General features: G+C 33.4%; 17 protein-coding genes. All 17 read left to right on the plus strand.

The window, feature by feature from the left end; translation table 11 throughout:
• Positions 1-27: 27 nt before the first annotated feature.
• Positions 28-1077: an endonuclease/exonuclease/phosphatase family protein gene (locus DWY25_RS10940; protein WP_244925967.1), complete on the plus strand. Its 1050-nt coding sequence runs from the start codon at positions 28-30 to the stop codon at positions 1075-1077.
• 370 nt (positions 1078-1447) lie between these two features.
• On the plus strand, positions 1448-2128 hold the full coding sequence (locus tag DWY25_RS10945; RefSeq protein WP_117895264.1) for a sugar transferase: 681 nt from the start codon (positions 1448-1450) through the stop codon (positions 2126-2128).
• A complete protein-coding gene (locus DWY25_RS10950; protein ID WP_147336686.1) occupies positions 2065-2640 on the plus strand; it encodes a transcription termination/antitermination NusG family protein in 576 nt (191 codons plus the stop codon). Before DWY25_RS10945 ends, DWY25_RS10950 begins: the two co-directional genes overlap by 64 nt.
• Before the next feature lie 114 nt (positions 2641-2754).
• Complete coding sequence (locus tag DWY25_RS10955) at positions 2755-3813, plus strand: LCP family protein (protein WP_117895266.1); 1059 nt, start codon at positions 2755-2757, stop codon at positions 3811-3813.
• A 12-nt stretch (positions 3814-3825) separates the two neighbouring features.
• Positions 3826-4560 carry a YveK family protein gene (locus DWY25_RS10960; protein WP_244925968.1) on the plus strand — a complete coding sequence of 245 codons (735 nt, stop codon included), beginning with the start codon at positions 3826-3828 and terminating at the stop codon, positions 4558-4560.
• Entirely contained in the window at positions 4560-5315 is a 756-nt protein-coding gene (locus tag DWY25_RS10965) for a CpsD/CapB family tyrosine-protein kinase (protein ID WP_117895268.1), read from the plus strand. The genes DWY25_RS10960 and DWY25_RS10965 overlap by 1 nt, the downstream gene beginning before the upstream one ends.
• A complete protein-coding gene (locus DWY25_RS10970; protein ID WP_117895269.1) occupies positions 5312-6073 on the plus strand; it encodes a tyrosine-protein phosphatase in 762 nt (253 codons plus the stop codon). Before DWY25_RS10965 ends, DWY25_RS10970 begins: the two co-directional genes overlap by 4 nt.
• A gap of 479 nt (positions 6074-6552) precedes the next feature.
• A complete protein-coding gene (locus tag DWY25_RS10975; RefSeq protein WP_220412942.1) occupies positions 6553-6849 on the plus strand; it encodes a hypothetical protein in 297 nt (98 codons plus the stop codon).
• Between the two features lie 291 nt (positions 6850-7140).
• A complete protein-coding gene (locus tag DWY25_RS10980; RefSeq protein WP_117895270.1) occupies positions 7141-8124 on the plus strand; it encodes an NAD-dependent epimerase/dehydratase family protein in 984 nt (327 codons plus the stop codon).
• Between the two features lie 11 nt (positions 8125-8135).
• Complete coding sequence (locus DWY25_RS10985) at positions 8136-8900, plus strand: DUF4422 domain-containing protein (RefSeq protein WP_220412943.1); 765 nt, start codon at positions 8136-8138, stop codon at positions 8898-8900.
• 8 nt (positions 8901-8908) lie between these two features.
• Positions 8909-10030: a UDP-galactopyranose mutase gene (glf, locus tag DWY25_RS10990; protein WP_117895271.1), complete on the plus strand. Its 1122-nt coding sequence runs from the start codon at positions 8909-8911 to the stop codon at positions 10028-10030.
• 101 nt (positions 10031-10131) lie between these two features.
• A complete protein-coding gene (locus DWY25_RS10995) occupies positions 10132-11112 on the plus strand; it encodes a glycosyltransferase family 2 protein (protein WP_117895272.1) in 981 nt (326 codons plus the stop codon).
• Positions 11113-11130: 18 nt separating this feature from the next.
• Positions 11131-12258: a polysialyltransferase family glycosyltransferase gene (locus tag DWY25_RS11000; protein WP_117895273.1), complete on the plus strand. Its 1128-nt coding sequence runs from the start codon at positions 11131-11133 to the stop codon at positions 12256-12258.
• Positions 12242-13654: a DUF6418 domain-containing protein gene (locus tag DWY25_RS11005; protein WP_117895274.1), complete on the plus strand. Its 1413-nt coding sequence runs from the start codon at positions 12242-12244 to the stop codon at positions 13652-13654. Before DWY25_RS11000 ends, DWY25_RS11005 begins: the two co-directional genes overlap by 17 nt.
• Complete coding sequence (locus DWY25_RS11010; RefSeq protein WP_117895275.1) at positions 13651-15051, plus strand: lipopolysaccharide biosynthesis protein; 1401 nt, start codon at positions 13651-13653, stop codon at positions 15049-15051. The genes DWY25_RS11005 and DWY25_RS11010 overlap by 4 nt, the downstream gene beginning before the upstream one ends.
• A gap of 26 nt (positions 15052-15077) precedes the next feature.
• The gene (locus tag DWY25_RS11015; RefSeq protein WP_117895276.1) at positions 15078-16676 is read left to right on the plus strand and encodes a cytidylyltransferase domain-containing protein; all 1599 of its coding nucleotides are present in this window, start codon (positions 15078-15080) and stop codon (positions 16674-16676) included.
• A gap of 20 nt (positions 16677-16696) precedes the next feature.
• The gene (locus DWY25_RS11020; protein ID WP_117895277.1) at positions 16697-17734 is read left to right on the plus strand and encodes an N-acetylneuraminate synthase family protein; all 1038 of its coding nucleotides are present in this window, start codon (positions 16697-16699) and stop codon (positions 17732-17734) included.
• The last annotated feature ends 21 nt before the right edge of the window (positions 17735-17755 follow it).

Raw genomic sequence — 17755 nt, forward strand, 5'->3', positions numbered from 1 at the left:
AAAGGTGTCGGTGCGGCGATCGCCGGATTGATCGCTTTGATTGTTGGCTATGGGATTTTCTTGCAGGTTAATTATTACCGGATCGCGGATTTTCAAAGCGTGGAGACGGTGAACAATCCGCCGGCGCGGCTCGATGCTGATCAGGAGTATACGCTGATGACGTACAATGTCGGCTTTGGAGCGTATTCGGACGACTATTCTTTCTTCATGGATACTGGAAAGATGAAAGACGGGAAAGCAACGCGGGGAAAGCATGGCCGGGCTTTAAGCAAGGAAGCAGTGATTGCAAATACGCAGGGTAGTCTCGCCCTGATCCAACAATCATTGCCAGATTTTATTTTCCTGCAGGAAGTCGATGTGAAGTCGTCGCGGAGTTATGGCGTCGATCAGGCAGCAATCCTTCGCTCTGCATTTTCGGGATATGGCAGCGTCTTTGCCTTGAACTTCCATAGTCCGTATTTAATCGTCCCGCTGCAGGAACCGCATGGCTCGGTACAGTCCGGATTGTTGACGCTGTCGAATTGGCATGTGGATGAAAATGTGCGGCGGCAGTTTCCTGTCGACGGCCCTTTTATTACAAAGTTTACCGACTTGGACCGGTGTTTTCTGATCAGTCGGTTAGGATTAGACAACGGAAAAGAGCTGGTGCTGATTAACATTCATCTGTCGGCCTACGATCAGGGCGGAACGATCCGCGTGCAGCAGCTGGCCTTGCTCAACCAGGTGCTGATTCAGGAGCGCGAACAGGGAAATTATGTGATCGCGGGCGGTGATTTTAATCATGACATCGCCGGTACGTTGGATTTCTTTCCTTCCCAGCAGCAGGTTCCAGATTGGATTTTTGCGATGAACACCGCGGATTTGGCAGAAGGGTATCACTTTGTTCGGGCAGATAACGCTGATGAAACCGCGACCTGCCGCGGCGCGGATATTCCGTTTGAGGCGGGGGTCACGTACCAGGCGATTGTCGACGGATTCTTGGTTTCGGATAATCTTACGGCGACAGCGGAGAATATCCAGAATGACTATCGGTATTCCGATCATAATCCGGTCGTATTGAAATTCAGAATGAATTAGTTGAAGGTTAGAGCGTGATAGAGGAGGCTCCGGCATAATGGCCGGGGTCTTTTTTTATGAATTTGTTAGGAATTGCTTCGTTATAATTGCGTTGATGAATAACCATACAGGACATGAATTTGGTTGTTGATTACATTTATGCCCCTTTTTATGGCAAAAAAATCACACATTTTTTGACAAACAAAATCCAATGCCAAAAACTGGTAAAATCGTTTATTTTTAATACATGTCCCATTATAAATGGCTTATTTCCTTGTGTCAATAATAGTGTACATTATCTGACGGTTAGCGACTGTTAGAGATTTCGCAGGGGGCGAAGGAAGCAGTTCTTTTTTTATGAACTGATTCCCATCGAGAGAGGGGGAGCAGCATGACCAAAGGTGAAAGCATCGAGCTTAGAACAAGGATATCGGTATCATTATCGATTAAAAAATGGATCGGCAAAGGGATTAAGCGTCTCATCGATATTCTGGCGGGGATTGTCGGATGTCTGCTTCTGATTCCGCTTTACTTCTATGTTCGCCATAAAAATCATCAGGAAGGCGATTATGACCCGGTGTTCTTTAAACAGACACGGATTGGCAAGGATGGCAAGACGTTTGAAATGATCAAATTTCGATCGATGATTCCGAATGCAGAAGCCGTCCTTGAACAGTTGATGAAGACGGATCCCAAGATCCGGGAAGAATATACAATACATAAAAAATTAAGACAGGATCCGCGCATTACCGCTGCGGGTGAATTTCTTAGAAAGACGTCGCTCGATGAATTTCCGCAGTTAATCAACGTTCTGAAGGGTGAAATGACGTTGATCGGTCCGCGTCCTTATCTGCCGCGAGAGAAAGAAGATATGGGCGAATATTATAATCAGATTATTCAGGTCAAACCCGGCTTAGGCGGGTTGTGGCAAGTCCGGGGGCGAAGTGATCTCAGCTTCCACGACCGCTGCGAACTGGATAAAGAATATGTCGAAAACTGGTACCTGTTGTGGGATTTCAAGATTCTGTTGAAAACGTTGCAAATTGTCCTTTTAAGAAAGGGGGCAATGTGATGCGCTGGTATTTTGTTGAAGTTGAAAAGCAGCATGAAGAAGATGTCCTGGAATTGATGAAAAGCTCACCTTTCGAAGCTTTTCTGCCCAAGAAACAACGTTATTTTAAAAAGCAGGAATTGGTGACCTGGGTAGAGCGGTTGTTATTTCCAGGAACGATCATGATTGTCAGTAATTTCCCTCAAGCTGAATTTACAAAACAGTTCAACGAATGGCTTTCTCAGCATTCCGATTTATCCCAGCTAATTCATTTAGAAGAAAAAGAATATTTCTTCCTCCAGGAAGATGAACGGCTTTTTCTAAATTCATTAATGAATGAACAGCGCGTAATTCCGATTTCAACCGGCGTCTTAAATGAGAAGCAATTAATTGTCGAATCCGGACCCTTGCAAGGGGTGGAATCACGGATAAAGAAGATTGACCGGCATCAGCGAACCGCGCAGGTTCAGTTTCAGATCTGCGGTCAGATGATGTTGCTTTACTTGGGATTGATTGTTAAACAAAGTGATTGAATTTGATTTGGATAGTTGCATGGGCACTTCCAATTCAGTTTCATGGTTATTTTTACAAACTCATCGGAAGCTTGAGGTGGCGAAGCCTACCTTTTTTTATTAATCGACAAGGATGTGACAAAATTGAAAAAAAAACAGAAAAGAAACAAAACAAAGATTTTGTTGATTGTAGCGTGCACGTTAATAGGTTTAATCGCTGTGATTGGCATCAGCGGAAATTTGTATGTAGATTCTTTATTAAACAAAACAAATCGTTCAAAGAAACTGACAGATGAAGAAGCTTTGGTAAATCAGGAAGTTAAAGATCAAGTGCAGGACCATAAAATTGTAAATATTGCTTTATTCGGTTCCGACAATCAGGATTGGAACGAGTGGACTGACACTGAAATGCAGCGGTCCGATGCGACAAAGATTATCTCTTTAGATTTTAACGCGAAGAAAATCAAAATTACTTCATTGCAACGAGATATTCTAGTCTATCTTCCTGAACCCTACAATGATTATGATAAGTTGAATCATGCCCATTGGCGCGGAGGTCCTGAGTTAGCGATTCAGACGATCAATTCGAATTTTGATATGGATATTACGCAATATGTAGGATTCAGTTTTGAAGCAACGGTAAAGTTGGTCGATTTAGTCGGCGGAATTGATCTTTATCTGACAGCCGAAGAAACGCATCAAAAGATTCGTGATTTACAAATTGACGGTGATGATGGGGTCTATCATCTGAATGGTCAACAAGTGAAAGAGTATTGCCGGATCCGGACTATTGACGATGACTTTCATCGCATGAAACGTCAGAATACCGTCATTATGGTCATCCTGACAGAACTCAGAACGAAGAACTTCTGGGAACTGATGGATATCGTTGAAGACATGATGCCTTGGATCGAAACGAATCTGACTAACGATCAAATTAAGAATTATATTATGAATTTATTGACCTTTGATTTAAAACATATTGATCAATACCAGATTCCTTCTACTGGAATGGAAGCCATCTACAAAACTGTAGAATATAATGATTTCAGTCCATTGTATGTAATGGATAGTTATCAACAGATGGTGAAGGATATTCATGAGAACATCTATGAAATGGAAAATTATCAGCCAAGTACAAAGGTAATTGAACTTGAGAAGTCAATCTATGAGAAATTCGGAGGACCTGAATAAGGTTCTTTTTTAGTGAGAGAGAAAAGGGAGAAAAGAAAAATGAATGAGAATGACGAAATTGAAATTGATTTGTCGCGAGTGTTTGAAATCATCAAAAAACATTTCAAACCTTTCGCACTGATCATTCTGGCCGCTTCGATTGTAGCGGCTTTGATCACACTGTTTCTGATACCAAAAAAATATACGGCGGAAGCAAAGCTGATCATTGTCCAGAAATCCAATCCAGATAGTCAACAGATCAGCTATAACGACCTTCAGATATCACAAAAGCTGGTGAATACCTACAGCGAGATTTTGAAGAGTGAAGCAATCAGCGATGAGGTAATTCAGAATCTAAAATTAGAAGACTTAGATACGGAAGGATATCAGAAGATCGTTAAGATCAGCTCAGTGAAAGATACGGAAGTCATCACGATTGCGGTAACGTCAAAAGATCCAAAAGAAGCCGCAGTGATTGCGAATGAGATCGTGGATGTATTTCGAGATAAGATCTATTCTATTATGAATATTGAAAATGTGACTGTTTTAAATTCCGCAAAGATTCCAGAGAAAAAATCCAGTCCATCGAATATTAAAAATACTCTGATTGGCTTCTTATTGGGCTGCGTTATTGATGGCTGCATTGTTGTTTATCTCTTATTAAATGACAGAAATATCCGGACTGAAGAAGAAATGAAACAGATCTTTGATTATCCGATAATCGGTTTAATACCTGATATGACGCATGGAACAGGAGGTGCTGAGTAATGCTGAGAGTTGGCGACGAACTGATTACCTTAATCGACCCGGATGCGCCTGCATCCGAAGCTTATCGAACGTTGAGAACTAATATTCTCATGCGGAACTTCGATCGGGATATGAAGGTCATCAACATTATTTCAACGACTGCCCAGGAAGGAAAAAGTACCTGTGTACTTAATTTAGCCATGGTTTATGCCCAATTACAGAAGAAAGTCTTAGTTATTGATTTAGACTTAAGAATGCCAACGATTCACAAGAAACTGAAGTTAAAGAATAAAAAGGGTATTTCTGATATCATTAGTCATCAGGCTGAATTTGAAGAAGTGGTATTACAACCTTACGAAAACGTGGATGTGATCACTGCGGGAACCAAGATCCCATTTGCTTCCGAGTTTATCCAATCGAACGCCTTAAAAGAATTCATCGAGGAGAGAAAGAAAGAATACGATTTAATTCTACTAGATTGCCCGCCGGTTGGATTGGTGACGGATGGCATCGTGGCAGCTTCATACTGTGATGGAACGATTTTAGTTTGTGCTTCGAATCGGAATGATCGGAAAGAATTGCTTCGAGTTAAAGATCAGTTAGAACAGACACAAGTGAATGTCATTGGAATTGTCATGACCATGATGCCTGTTCAGCGAAAATACTATAACAGCTATGGCTATCGATATAGTGATACGCAGAAAAAGACAACACAGAAGAAAAAGAAGAATTCAATCATTTCATCCATTACGAAAAAGAGTGATAAAAAGAAATGATCGATATTCATAGTCATTTGATTCCAGGAGTGGATGACGGAAGTCAGAGCTTAGAAGAATCGCTCTCTTTATTGAAGCAGGCTGAACAAGATGGAATCACAGAACTGATTACAACTCCCCATTTTATGAAGAATGGAGAGTTCAGGACAAAAGCGCCAGAGCTTGTACAACGATTCAATGAACTGAAACAAGCTTATAAAGGTCCTATTAAACTTCATTTAGGAAATGAGCTTTATATTCATCCTGATCTACCGGAGCTATTAGAAAAGGGTGAAATCTTAACCTTAGCTGAATCAGATTATATCTTAGTCGAGTTTCCATTCCGAGACTACAAAGATGAATATGATGAAATTCTTTATGAGCTGGCACTAAGATATCGAATCATTATCGCACATCCAGAACGGTATCGATATGTTCAGGAAGATCCAAATTTCTGTCTGCGCTGGCTGAATGAAGGATATTATTTACAAGCTAACCAAAACAGTTTGTTTAAGAAAGAGACGAAAAAAGCTCTTGTTTCTATGATCGAACATGGATTTGTTAGCTTTGTGGCTAGTGATGCACATAACGAACATCGACCTTGTCTACTCTCAGAAGCAAAAGCATTGCTTGAAGAAGAATTCGGAAATACTATAGCATTCCAACTGATTGAGGAGAATCCAAGAAAGATTTTGAGTAATGAAAAGATTCTTCATTATCATGGAAAGATAATTCAGAAAAAGAGATGGAAATTAAATTTGAAAATATTTTATTCCTGACATTGATTCCGGTCATACTACTGCGTATATCTTTCATTATTCAAAAGATCAACGAAATTTACCAGAGTTCAAAGAAATTTGTTTAATGGTCTACTTTGGCAAGTAGGCCTTTTTATTTAGTAACTTGTTCATTATCTATGTTCAATTGATACTTTCTTAATTCGTGTAATCCATTTCGTATTTCTCCATATAGCCAGCAGTAATCTTAATATAATTATGACTATAATTGGGACAAGAGATAGCAGAGAATGAAAGGCTCGTCTCTTAGTTCATATTTTCTTACCCGAAAAATAAACAAAAAGCGTAAACCGGGACTTTTGGTCGACATAAGGAGGGTAGGTATGTCGTAGCGGATAAAGGAAATCTACCCGCTTTTTGTCGTGGGTGAAGAAGAAAAAGTTTCAAAACCAGTTTTGAGGATGGTTTTAGATGAAAGTAAAAGCTTCCATTATGGGACTATTTTTGGGAGAGTATAGTAAATGACGAATGAAAAAGTGAAAATAGCAATATTGGGGCATAAACGAATTCCGTCGAGAGGAGGCGGAATTGAAATTGTTGTAGAAGAATTATCTACCCGGATGGTTGAGCAGGGTCATCAAGTAACTTGCTATAATCGCAAAGGACATCATGTAAGCGGCAAAGAATTCGATGATAGCTCATTGAGCGATTACAAGGGTGTTCACCTTAAATCAGTCTGTACGATTGATAAGAAGGGCTTGGCTGCAATGAATTCGTCTTTTTTTTGCTGCTTTAAAAGCTGTGTTTGGAAGATATGATGTGGTTCACTTCCACGCAGAGGGACCATGTGCAATGTCGTGGCTGCCAAAGCTGTTCGGCAAGAGATGTATCGCAACGGTTCATGGGTTCGTAGATATAATCAAAGGTACCAGGAATGAGTACCTTTTAAGTAATAATTTAGCGCTATTACGTATATCTACACTAAATAAAAGAACACTGTTATAGGGTGAAAAAGTCGATAATGAAGGGATGACTTTCTGATTAGCTTATTTCACCCAAATTTATGAGCTAAATATAGTCATTATAATTAATTGATTGAGGAGGATGTTATGAATTATATTATTTTTGGTGGATCTGGTTTTATTGGGACACATTTAATTCATTTGTTGAAAGAAACAAATCCAGAAGCAAATATTTACGATTTAGATATTGTAATGCCAGGTGAAGAAGGTGTTGTGCCTGGAATTGTAGAAAAAAATGATGGAGTTATTTACGAAAGAGTAGATGTTAGAAAAACTATCGAGTGGGATATTCAAACAACTGAAAATGATATTGTATTTAACTTGGCAGCAGTTCATAGAACACCTGGTCATGAAGACCGTGAATATTTTGAAACAAATATTAGAGGTGCTGAAAACGTAACTGAATGGTGTGAAAAACATGGAATTAAGAAAATTTTGTTTACATCATCAATTGCTCCATATGGTGCAGCTGAAGAATTAAAAACTGAAGAAACTCTTCCAACACCTAATACTGCATATGGCATTAGTAAGCTTGTTGCGGAAAAAATCCATGAAAAATGGGCAGAAAAAATTAAAGGGCAACTTGTAATTGTTCGCCCAGGTATTGTTTATGGTAAAGGTGAGCATGGAAATATGACGCGTCTTTACTCTGGAATCAAAAAGCATTATTTCTTCTACACTAGAAAAGACACTATCAAAGCATGTATCTATGTTAAAGAATTAGTACATTTATTTATGTGGAGTTTAGAAAGTGGAAAATCAGGTGTATGGAATTGTACATTTGAACCAGCTTACAATATTGAACAAATTTGCGAAACTATGAAAAAGGCTACAGGAATGAATAGTTGGAATCCTAGTGTTAATGGAAAATTCTTGATGTTTGTTGCTAGAATTGTTGGTCCACTTGGTGGAAAAGCAGTTGGAATTCATCCGGCAAGAGTTAAGAAATTAATGATTAGTACAAATATTAATGGGGATAAGTTAAAGAATTCTGGATATAAATTTCATTGGACTTTAGAAGAATCATTCAAAGATTGGTTTGAAGATTGTAATAGAGAGTATTTAAAGTAGGAGATACTATTTTGGCAAATATTAAAATTATTATTGCAACACACAAAAAGTATTGGATGCCACAAGATGATATGTATTTACCAATTCATGTTGGAGCAGAAGGCAAAACACTAGATCTTGGGTATCAAAAGGATAATGTTGGAGAGAATATAAGCAAAAAAAATGCAAACTATTGTGAACTTACTGGTTTATACTGGGTTTGGAAAAACCTTGATGCAGATTTTATTGGATTGGCGCATTATAGAAGACATTTTTGTTTAAATAAAATTAAAGGTGGTAAAAAAGAAAGCATAATTACAAAAAAACAAGTTGAAGAATTGCTAAAAGATGTTGATATTTTACTGCCTAAACCAAGAAATTATTTTATAGAAACTAATTATAATCAATATGTGCATGCTCATCATGCTATCGACTTGGATGAAACTAGAAAAATAATCGAGGGAAAATATCCTAATTATTTAAAAGCGTTTGATGAAAGTATGAAAAGTACAATTGGTCATAGATTTAACATGTTTATTATGAAAAAAGATAAATTTGATGAATATTGTAGTTGGTTATTTGACATTTTATTTGAATTAGAAAATAGACTTGATATTTCAAACTATAGTGTTAATGATGCAAGAGTTTTTGGTTTTGTAAGTGAAAGACTATTAGATGTTTGGCTTTATACTAAAAATTACAAGTATAAAGATTTACCTTATATCTTTATGGAAAAACAAAATTGGTTAGTAAAAGGATTTAATTTTGTTAAACGAAAAATTGGTTTGAAAGGGTGATTATGTATATGTACGATTATTTAGTAGTTGGTTCTGGTTTATATGGAGCGGTATTTGCTCATGAAGCAAAAAGAAAAGGTAAGAAAGTATTAGTCATCGATAAGCGTCCAAATATTGCAGGAAATGTTTATACAGAAAAAGTAGAAGGTATTAACTTTCACAAATATGGTGCTCATATATTTCATATGAATAACGAAAAAATATGGAAGTACGTAAATCAATTTGCTACATTCAATCGTTTTACAAATTCACCTATAGCGAATTATAAGGGAGAATTATATTCACTTCCTTTTAATATGTATACATTTAATAAAATGTGGGGTGTGGTTACACCTGAAGAAGCAATGGCTAAGATAGAAGAACAACGTCAAGAAATCAAAGGGGAACCTAAAAACTTAGAAGAACAAGCTATTTCTTTAGTTGGTCGTGATATCTATGAAAAGCTGATTAAAGGATATACAGAAAAACAATGGGGAAGAGATTGTAAAGATTTGCCTTCATTTATAATTAAAAGATTACCTGTAAGATTAACTTTTGATAATAATTATTTCAATGCTTTATACCAAGGTATTCCAGTAGGTGGATATACTAAAATGGTTGAAAATATGTTAGAAGGTATCGAAGTACGCTTAGGTGTAGATTACTTAGAAAATAAAGAAGAATTAGATAAGTTAGCTGATAAAGTTATTTATACTGGACCAATTGATGCTTACTTTAATTATTCTTTAGGCACTTTAGAATACAGATCTGTTCGCTTTGAAAATGAAGTATTAGATATACCAAATTATCAAGGAAATGCAGCAGTAAATTATACAGATGAAGAAACACCATGGACACGTATTATTGAACATAAATGGTTTGAATTTGGAAAAGATGAAGAAGGTAATGATTTACCTAAAACAATTATTTCAAAAGAATATAGTTCTGAGTGGAAACCAGGGGATGAACCATATTATCCAGTCAATGATGAAAAGAACAGTTCTTTATATCAAAAATATAAAGAATTAGCTTCTAAAGAAGAAAAAGTCATCTTTGGTGGAAGGCTCGGCGAATATAAATATTATGATATGGATCAAGTTATTAGCATGTCATTAAATCTTGTTGACAATATATTTCATAGCAATATGTAAATTTTTTTACAGTAAGAAAATACAAAACCAACAAATGGATAAATTTTCTGATTAATGTCAATGAGCCTAAAAATTATTGATCAGAGATAGGAGAAATTTATATGAATTTAAATACACCTTTGATATCAATCATACTACCTTTATATAACGTAGAGAATTATTTACCAAAATGTATGGAAAGCTTAATAAACCAAACTTATGAAAATATTGAAATTGTTATGGTAGATGATGGCTCTGATAGCGTATGCGCTAAGTTATGTGATGATTATTTACAAATTGATGGTAGAGTGAAGGTTTTTCATAAAAAAAATGGCGGATTATCAGACGCGAGAAATTATGGGATAGAAAGAGCTAGTGGAGAATTTATAGCTTGCATTGATCCGGATGATTATGTTGATCTTGATTACATTGAATATTTGTTTAAATTAATAAAAAAATACAACACAAAAATGTCGGTTTGTCAACATAGAATATGTTATAGCAATGGTAAAGTAATAGAATTAAATTTAGATGGATCAGAAATTCTTTGTGCTGAAAAAGCATTGGAAAGAATGCTATATAATGATGTTATTGATACATCTGCTTGGGCTAAGCTTTATCATATCTCTTTGTTCGATAAAATAAGATATCCAAAAGGAAAAATATTTGAAGATATAGGAACTACATATTTATTTATGATTCAAAGTGAGGATATTGCAATTGGTTATGAGTCTAAATACAATTATGTAATTCGCTCTAATTCCATTGTCAATAGTAATTTTAATGAAAATAAATTACAGTTGCTAGAAATGACTGATAAAATGTCTGCAGATGTTGTTGAAAAATACCCATTATTAAATCGTGCTGTTTTAAGACGTATGGTTTATGCTAGATTTAGTACTTTAAATCAAATGTTAGATATTACAACTCACAAAAAAGAAAAAAAAGAGATAATTAAATTTGTAAAAAGCCACTCTTTTGATATTTTAAGTGATAAAAAAGCTCCTACAAGGGATAAAGTCGCAGTTGTAATATTAAACGTTAGTTATCCTTTGTATAAGTTGATATGGAGTAAATATCGTAAAAGAAAAATGAAAGAATAGAATCGGAGGTAATTTATAATGAAATATGCTATTTGTTGTGCAACTCCGTATCAAACTTTAAATGCAATCAACTTATTGTGCAATCATTTAAGTGAATCAGATGAAATTGATCTATATTTTAGAAATTTTACCGAAGAAACAAACGCAATTTTGAGTAAAATACGAGAATACAACATTGTTATTAACATTTTTGAATATAATCTTAAAAACAAAAATAAAATAATTTCATATTTATTCAATGATTTTCTTCAAGCGTCTTTCCCTGCGTTATTTATTAGAAGTATAGTAAAAGATAAATGGGTAAAAAGTAATAAAAATTATGATTATATCACAATTACATCGGGCACAGAATTAGAAGTGGCTTTAACAAGGGTGTTTAAAAATGCAAAAACGATAGCCTATGATGATGGTTTAGGAAGCTATACTGGAGATATTGTTCATGATCACAAATTAAATTTAATTTGGAGAATATTGGGAAGGACAACAAAAAATATTTCCCCAGAAGTTTTATATGTAAACAATAAAGAGTTTTGTGAGTGTAGTTTATCACTTCGAAAGGAAAAATTGATTAGAATTAACGAGGCAAATGAAAATTATCAAAATATGATTTCTGATATATTTAATTACAAAAAAGAACATGGTGATAAATATAATAAAAAGAAATTTGTATATTTAACGCAGCCACTGGAAGAATTATTTGTCAAACCAACAGAGTGTAAGAAGTCAATAGAAAATTGCTTGAATAATTTTTATGATAAAGGAATAATTAGATTACACCCAAGAGATTGTGCTGAATCGTTTTCTATGTTTGAAATTGATGCTTCATCTACACTTTGGGAATTGATTTGTAATATGGCAATTACAGATGATCATGTACTAATTTCTTCATGTTCAACTGCTCAGTTAATCCCTAAATTAATGTATGGAAAGGAACCATGGATTATATTTACATATAAATTATTTAATCCTAAAGATAAAACGGTGATAGATAAACGATTTAAGCCCATAGTTGATAAAATAAAAAGAGTATACCAAAATAAAGGAAAAATTATTATACCTGAATCAGAAGCAGAACTTTTGAGTAGTTTAGTATCAATACTAGATGAAACGGAAGATATGAAGAGAAAACATGAACACAAAATGTAGAATTACAATTAGTCGTGAAGAAATATCCTTGACATGTATTTTATTTTTATTGTTTACATCTTGCGTATTATTTTCTGAAAGTGAATGGTCATCTATACTTTCTCTGATTGGGTTTGGTGCATATTGTATATATTTGTTAAAAATAGATATTTTATATTATATTAAGTATTTAGCTTTTATATTTATTGCTTTCTCCGCTATACTAGGAACTACGGTAATAGAGTTTTTTAACTTATATCTTGTTGAACTACAATGTGAATCCTCGTACGTTGGATCGCTTCCATTGTTAATACTAGGTTATTGGTGCTTATTAGTATCTTTTAGAATATTTGATACAAGAAAACAAATCAAAAATCTAAGTGATAGTTTAAAGTTGAATAATTCTGAAATTAAAATATTGAGAATATTTGTTTGGGGTGTTTGCTTAATATTTTTATTAATGTTTCTTAAAGTAATTAAGTATCCTGCTTTTTTACTTGGTATAGATAGGTTTGCATATTCTATGTATTACCAGCCTTCTGGCATATGGTCTATTATTTCGAATATAAGTCCTTTATTGTTAGTATTTCCTATTTTGTATTTTATAAATGGAAAAAGGGTGATTAGTTCAATTACAATATTATTGTATTTTTTTTATGCTTTGTGGACTGGAAATAAATTTGGACCATTTTTTACTTTAATATGTATCTTCCTTTTAATCTATAGCAATAAATTGATCGAAAAAGGAAAGAAATATATTAAAAGAGTAACTGGTTTACTAGTAATTATATTTACCCTATTGATTGCTTTTACAATTTATTTTTCTCAAATGAGTAGTGATTTTACGTCGCTTGAGTATATATCAACTAGAGCGGCTCAGCAAGGGCAATTATGGTGGAAATCATACGAATTGTCAAACGGAGAAATACACCCTGAAGAATTTGACGAAGAAATAAGTAGTGCGTTCTCTCAAGATAATTCTGTTTCGAATAATATTGGTGCTGATTATGGTATCTATAAAATGATGTACTATTGCGCTCCTAATAAATTGGTTGATTTTAAGCTTTCTACAGGATCAAGATATACTGAGGCTGGCATGGCATTAATAAATTATTATTTTGGCCCAATTGGATTAATTTTATTTTCGAATTTTATTGGATTTATTATTGTAAAAACTATAAACGGATTTATAAATTGTTTGACTAAAAGAGACTACATTAAAGCGTTAATTTTACTGCGATTTTTCATGATTGAACGTACATTTTTGACTATGTTTGTATTATCTGATATTACCGATGTTATATCGCTTCTATCATATTTATATCTTTTATTTATGAATAATAAAATGCTAGTTATAAAAAAGAAAAAGTTAATGTTAATTCGTTATAAAAATAAATATGGAGGAGTGAGTAAATGAAAAAAGATGGTATAAATTCACAAGCTTTCTTTAATATAATGTCTCAAATTGTATTAAATGGAACTAATTTTGTTTTAGTAATGGTTTTTACAAGATTCCTTTCAACTGAAAATTATGGTATTGTTTCCATTTATCAAGCTTATTTACTTTTTATAGCAGCTATTGTTGGTTTAAATGTTCAAGGTACAATTGGTCCGGCGTTTGTTCATATTGATGAAAAAGAACAAGATAGTTATCTTTATAGTATATTATTGTTAGCGCTTGGTAGTCTGCTTGTGATTCTAGTTATAGTTATTTTGTTTATTAAACAGATATCAAATTTTACACAATTGTCCCCAATACTTATTTTCTTAATGGTGTTTCATGGATATGGAGTGTTCTGTTTTAATTTTATAAGTATAAAATATGTTTATTTAAAGAAATCTCAAAATACATTTGTTATTTCATTCCTTTTATCTATAATGATGATAGTATTCTCTTTTCTTGGTATGAATGTTTTGGAAAATCTAATACCTGATTATTATGGTAGGATAATTGGTCTTGCTTTGCCTTATATTATCTGTTCAATATTTTCCACACTTTCTATATTTAAACGTGGTATACCGTCTACAAAAAAAATTGAATATTGGAAATTTTGTATTCCTATTTGTTTGCCGTTGATGTTACATGGTATATCGCAAATAGTATTATCTCAAACAGATAAAATAATGATTCAAAAACTTTTAAGTGATGCAAGTATAGTTGGAATTTATAGTTTTATCGTTACATTTGTTCATGTATTAAACTCGACTTATACTGCATTGAATAATACTTGGGTTCCAATATATTATGACTATATAAAAAATAATGATAACTTAACGTTGTGTTCAAGGGCAAAAAAATACAATAATTTTTTTACATATCTGGTATTCGGGTTTATTTTATTAGCGCCAGAGGTTGTTAAAATATTTGCCGATAATTCTTATTGGAAAGGAATATATCTAATTCCATTAGTTGCTCTTGCAACATATTTTGTGTTTTTGTATTCGTTTGCCGTTAATTACGAGATATACCATAAGAAGACTAAACTGATTGCAATTGGAACAACAGCATCTGCAGTGTGTAATATATTACTGAATTTATTATTGATTCCTAAATATAAAGCTACTGGAGCAGCTGTAGCTACACTACTTTCCTATTTATTATTATTTGTTTTTCACGAAATTTGTGCTAGAAAAATTAGTGATAATGAGTATATGTTTACACCTAAATTTTATTATACTAATATATTTAAAATTTTAGTAATTGTGTGTATTTTTTATCTATTTATTGATTTTGCGATTATTAGATGGGTTTTAGCAGTTTTAATTGGATTTAAAATACTATATGAATTAAAATTAAATAAAAGTTTGTTTTAAGATGAAAGCAAGGAGGATATTTTGATATGAGAATATTAGCTGTTATACCTGCGAGGGCAGGCTCAAAAGGGATTCCAAATAAAAATATAAGAATTGTAGGAGGACACCCTCTGATATATTATTCAATCAAAAATGCACTGAATTCAAAATTTATTACGGATGTAATAATTACCACTGATTCAGATCAAGTTAGAATAATTGGTGAGCAAATGGGCGCTAGGGTTAAAATTAGAAATCCTAAACTATGTGGCGATGCTGTGACATTAGACTCAGTTATCGCAGATGCAGTCACTGATGAAGAATGGGACTATATTGTAACAATGCAGCCTACTTCACCTACATTAAGAGTGGAAACGCTAGACTGTGCGATTAAATATGCTATTGATAAAAATTTAGATACAGTTATTTCTGCTATTAATGCACCACATCTGTCATGGGGAGAAAAAGATGGAAAAAAAGTCCCAAATTACACAGAAAGATTAAATCGCCAATATTTACCACCATGTTATATGGAGACTGGGGCATTTGTAATTTCTAAAGCTTCAGTTGTAACACCTGATACACGAATTGGTGCTAAGGTTGATGTTTATGAAATACCAGAAGATGAATCTCAAGATGTAGATAACTTTGAAGATTTAAGAAGTGTTGCTGCAACTCTTGAACGTGAAAAAGTAGCGATTTATGTAAATGGTAATAACAAAAGAGGAATAGGGCATATATATAGGGCACTAGAAATGGCTGATGAGTTTTATTCTAAGCCAGATATATATTATGATTTAAATCAGACAGACCCAACTGTATTTGGAGAAACTACACACAATTTAATCCCGGTAAATGGAATTGCAGATTTATTTGAACGATGTAAAAAAGAAGAATATACAATATTTATAAATGATATTTTGATTACAACTATTGATTACATGATTGGATTAAAATCAGTCTTACCAAAAGCTAAAATAATTAACTTTGAAGATGATGGAGAAGGTATATTAAAAGCCGATTTAGTATTCAATGCGTTATATCACGATGATTCTTTACCTCAAGTAAAAGCGGGGGAAAAATATTATATTTCAGCTAAAACATTTATGTTTTATGAACCAATAGAAATAAAAGATAAGGTGCAAAAAGTATTTATTTCATTTGGGGGAGCTGATCCTCAAAATTATTCTGATAGATTACTTGAAATTGTATGTCAGGACGAATATAAAGATTATGAATTTGTTGTTGTTTTGGGTAGAGCAAAATACAATGTTGATAAATTATTAGAATATAACAAATATGAAAATATCGAAGTATTATATGATGTGTTAAATATGCCAGAATTAATGAGTTCGTGTGATATTGGAGTTACTTCTAGAGGAAGAACGGGGTATGAGCTAGCAATTTTAGGAATTCCATCTATTTCAATGGCTCAAAATCAAAGGGAAGAAAAACATGGATTTGTATGTAATGAAAATGGTTTTAGTTATATTGGTTTAAATCCTGATGATGAAGTTATAAAAGGCACTTTAGATATGTATTTAAAGATGTCGAAAAAAGGTAGAGAGCATTACCACAGTATGTTATTAAGTCATGATTTACGTGGTGGAAGAAAAAGAGTAATTAGTTTAATTAAAGGTCTTTAAAGAAAATGGAGGAAAAAACAATGAAAAAACCTTATTTAATTGCAGAAATGGGAGTTAATTTTTATGATACAGCAAAAGCACTAAATATAACTCCAATGGAGGCAGCAAAAATGTATATTGATAAAGCAGCAGAAGCAGGTGTTGATTGTGCAAAATTCCAATCATATAAAGCTGATACTATTGTATCCAAAAACTCACCTGCTTATTGGGATTTATCAAAAGAGCCAACTAAAACACAACATGCATTATTTCAAAAGCATGATTCATTTAATGAAGAAGACTATAAAGAATTGTGTGATTACACACATTCAAAGGGATTAGATTTTACATCAACTCCTTTCGATTACGCTTCAGCAGACTACTTAGAAGATATGGTAGATTTTTATAAAATTTCTTCTTCTGATTTATCAAATTTACCTTTTATTCGTCATGTTGCTAAAAAAGGGAAAAAGATGATTGTATCAGTTGGTGCTGCTTACTTATCTGAAGTAGACGAAGCAATTAGAGCTATGATTGAAGTTGGTAATAATGATATTACAATTTTACATTGCGTATTGTCATATCCAACTGATCCAAAGAATGCAAATTTAAAAATTATTGAAACATTAAAGAAAACATTCCCAAATGTAAAAGTAGGATTTTCTGATCATGTAGCTCCTGATGATGCAATGATGACATTGGCTGTTGCATATATGCTTGGGTCAGAAGTAATAGAAAAGCATTTTACTTTAGATAAAACATTGCCGGGAAATGACCATTATCATTCTGGAGATCCAGACGATTTTAAAAAAGCTATTTCAAATTTCCAATGGATTGATAGTGTACTAGGATCATCAGAAAAAACAGTTTTAGATTGCGAATTAACTCCAAGAAGAGAAGCTAGAAGATCATTAGTATTAACTAGAGATATGAAAGCAGGAGAAGTAATTAAAGAAACTGATTTAATGCCAAAAAGACCTGGAACTGGTATTTCTCCAGAATATGTTGAAATTGTAGTAGGTAGAAAAGTTACAAGAGATTTACCAGAAGATACAATTTTAACATGGGATATGATTTAAAAATCAAATAACATATAAAAC

This window comes from Holdemania filiformis (assembly GCF_003459085.1).
GTDB lineage: Bacteria > Bacillota_I > Bacilli_A > Erysipelotrichales > Erysipelotrichaceae > Holdemania > Holdemania filiformis.

Excerpts from the sequence above, each read along its gene's own strand:
- DWY25_RS11010 (WP_117895275.1), top strand. The coding sequence starts at position 13,651 with ATGAAAAAAGATGGTATAAATTCACAAGCTTTCTTTAATATAATGTCT.
- DWY25_RS11000 (WP_117895273.1), top strand. The coding sequence starts at position 11,131 with ATGAAATATGCTATTTGTTGTGCAACTCCGTATCAAACTTTAAATGCA.
- DWY25_RS10945 (WP_117895264.1), top strand. The coding sequence starts at position 1,448 with ATGACCAAAGGTGAAAGCATCGAGCTTAGAACAAGGATATCGGTATCA.
- glf (WP_117895271.1), top strand. The coding sequence starts at position 8,909 with ATGTACGATTATTTAGTAGTTGGTTCTGGTTTATATGGAGCGGTATTT.
- DWY25_RS11005 (WP_117895274.1), top strand. The coding sequence starts at position 12,242 with ATGAACACAAAATGTAGAATTACAATTAGTCGTGAAGAAATATCCTTG.
- DWY25_RS10975 (WP_220412942.1), top strand. The coding sequence starts at position 6,553 with ATGACGAATGAAAAAGTGAAAATAGCAATATTGGGGCATAAACGAATT.
- DWY25_RS10965 (WP_117895268.1), top strand. The coding sequence starts at position 4,560 with ATGCTGAGAGTTGGCGACGAACTGATTACCTTAATCGACCCGGATGCG.
- DWY25_RS10980 (WP_117895270.1), top strand. The coding sequence starts at position 7,141 with ATGAATTATATTATTTTTGGTGGATCTGGTTTTATTGGGACACATTTA.
- DWY25_RS10970 (WP_117895269.1), top strand. The coding sequence starts at position 5,312 with ATGATCGATATTCATAGTCATTTGATTCCAGGAGTGGATGACGGAAGT.
- DWY25_RS11015 (WP_117895276.1), top strand. The coding sequence starts at position 15,078 with ATGAGAATATTAGCTGTTATACCTGCGAGGGCAGGCTCAAAAGGGATT.
- DWY25_RS11020 (WP_117895277.1), top strand. The coding sequence starts at position 16,697 with ATGAAAAAACCTTATTTAATTGCAGAAATGGGAGTTAATTTTTATGAT.
- DWY25_RS10995 (WP_117895272.1), top strand. The coding sequence starts at position 10,132 with ATGAATTTAAATACACCTTTGATATCAATCATACTACCTTTATATAAC.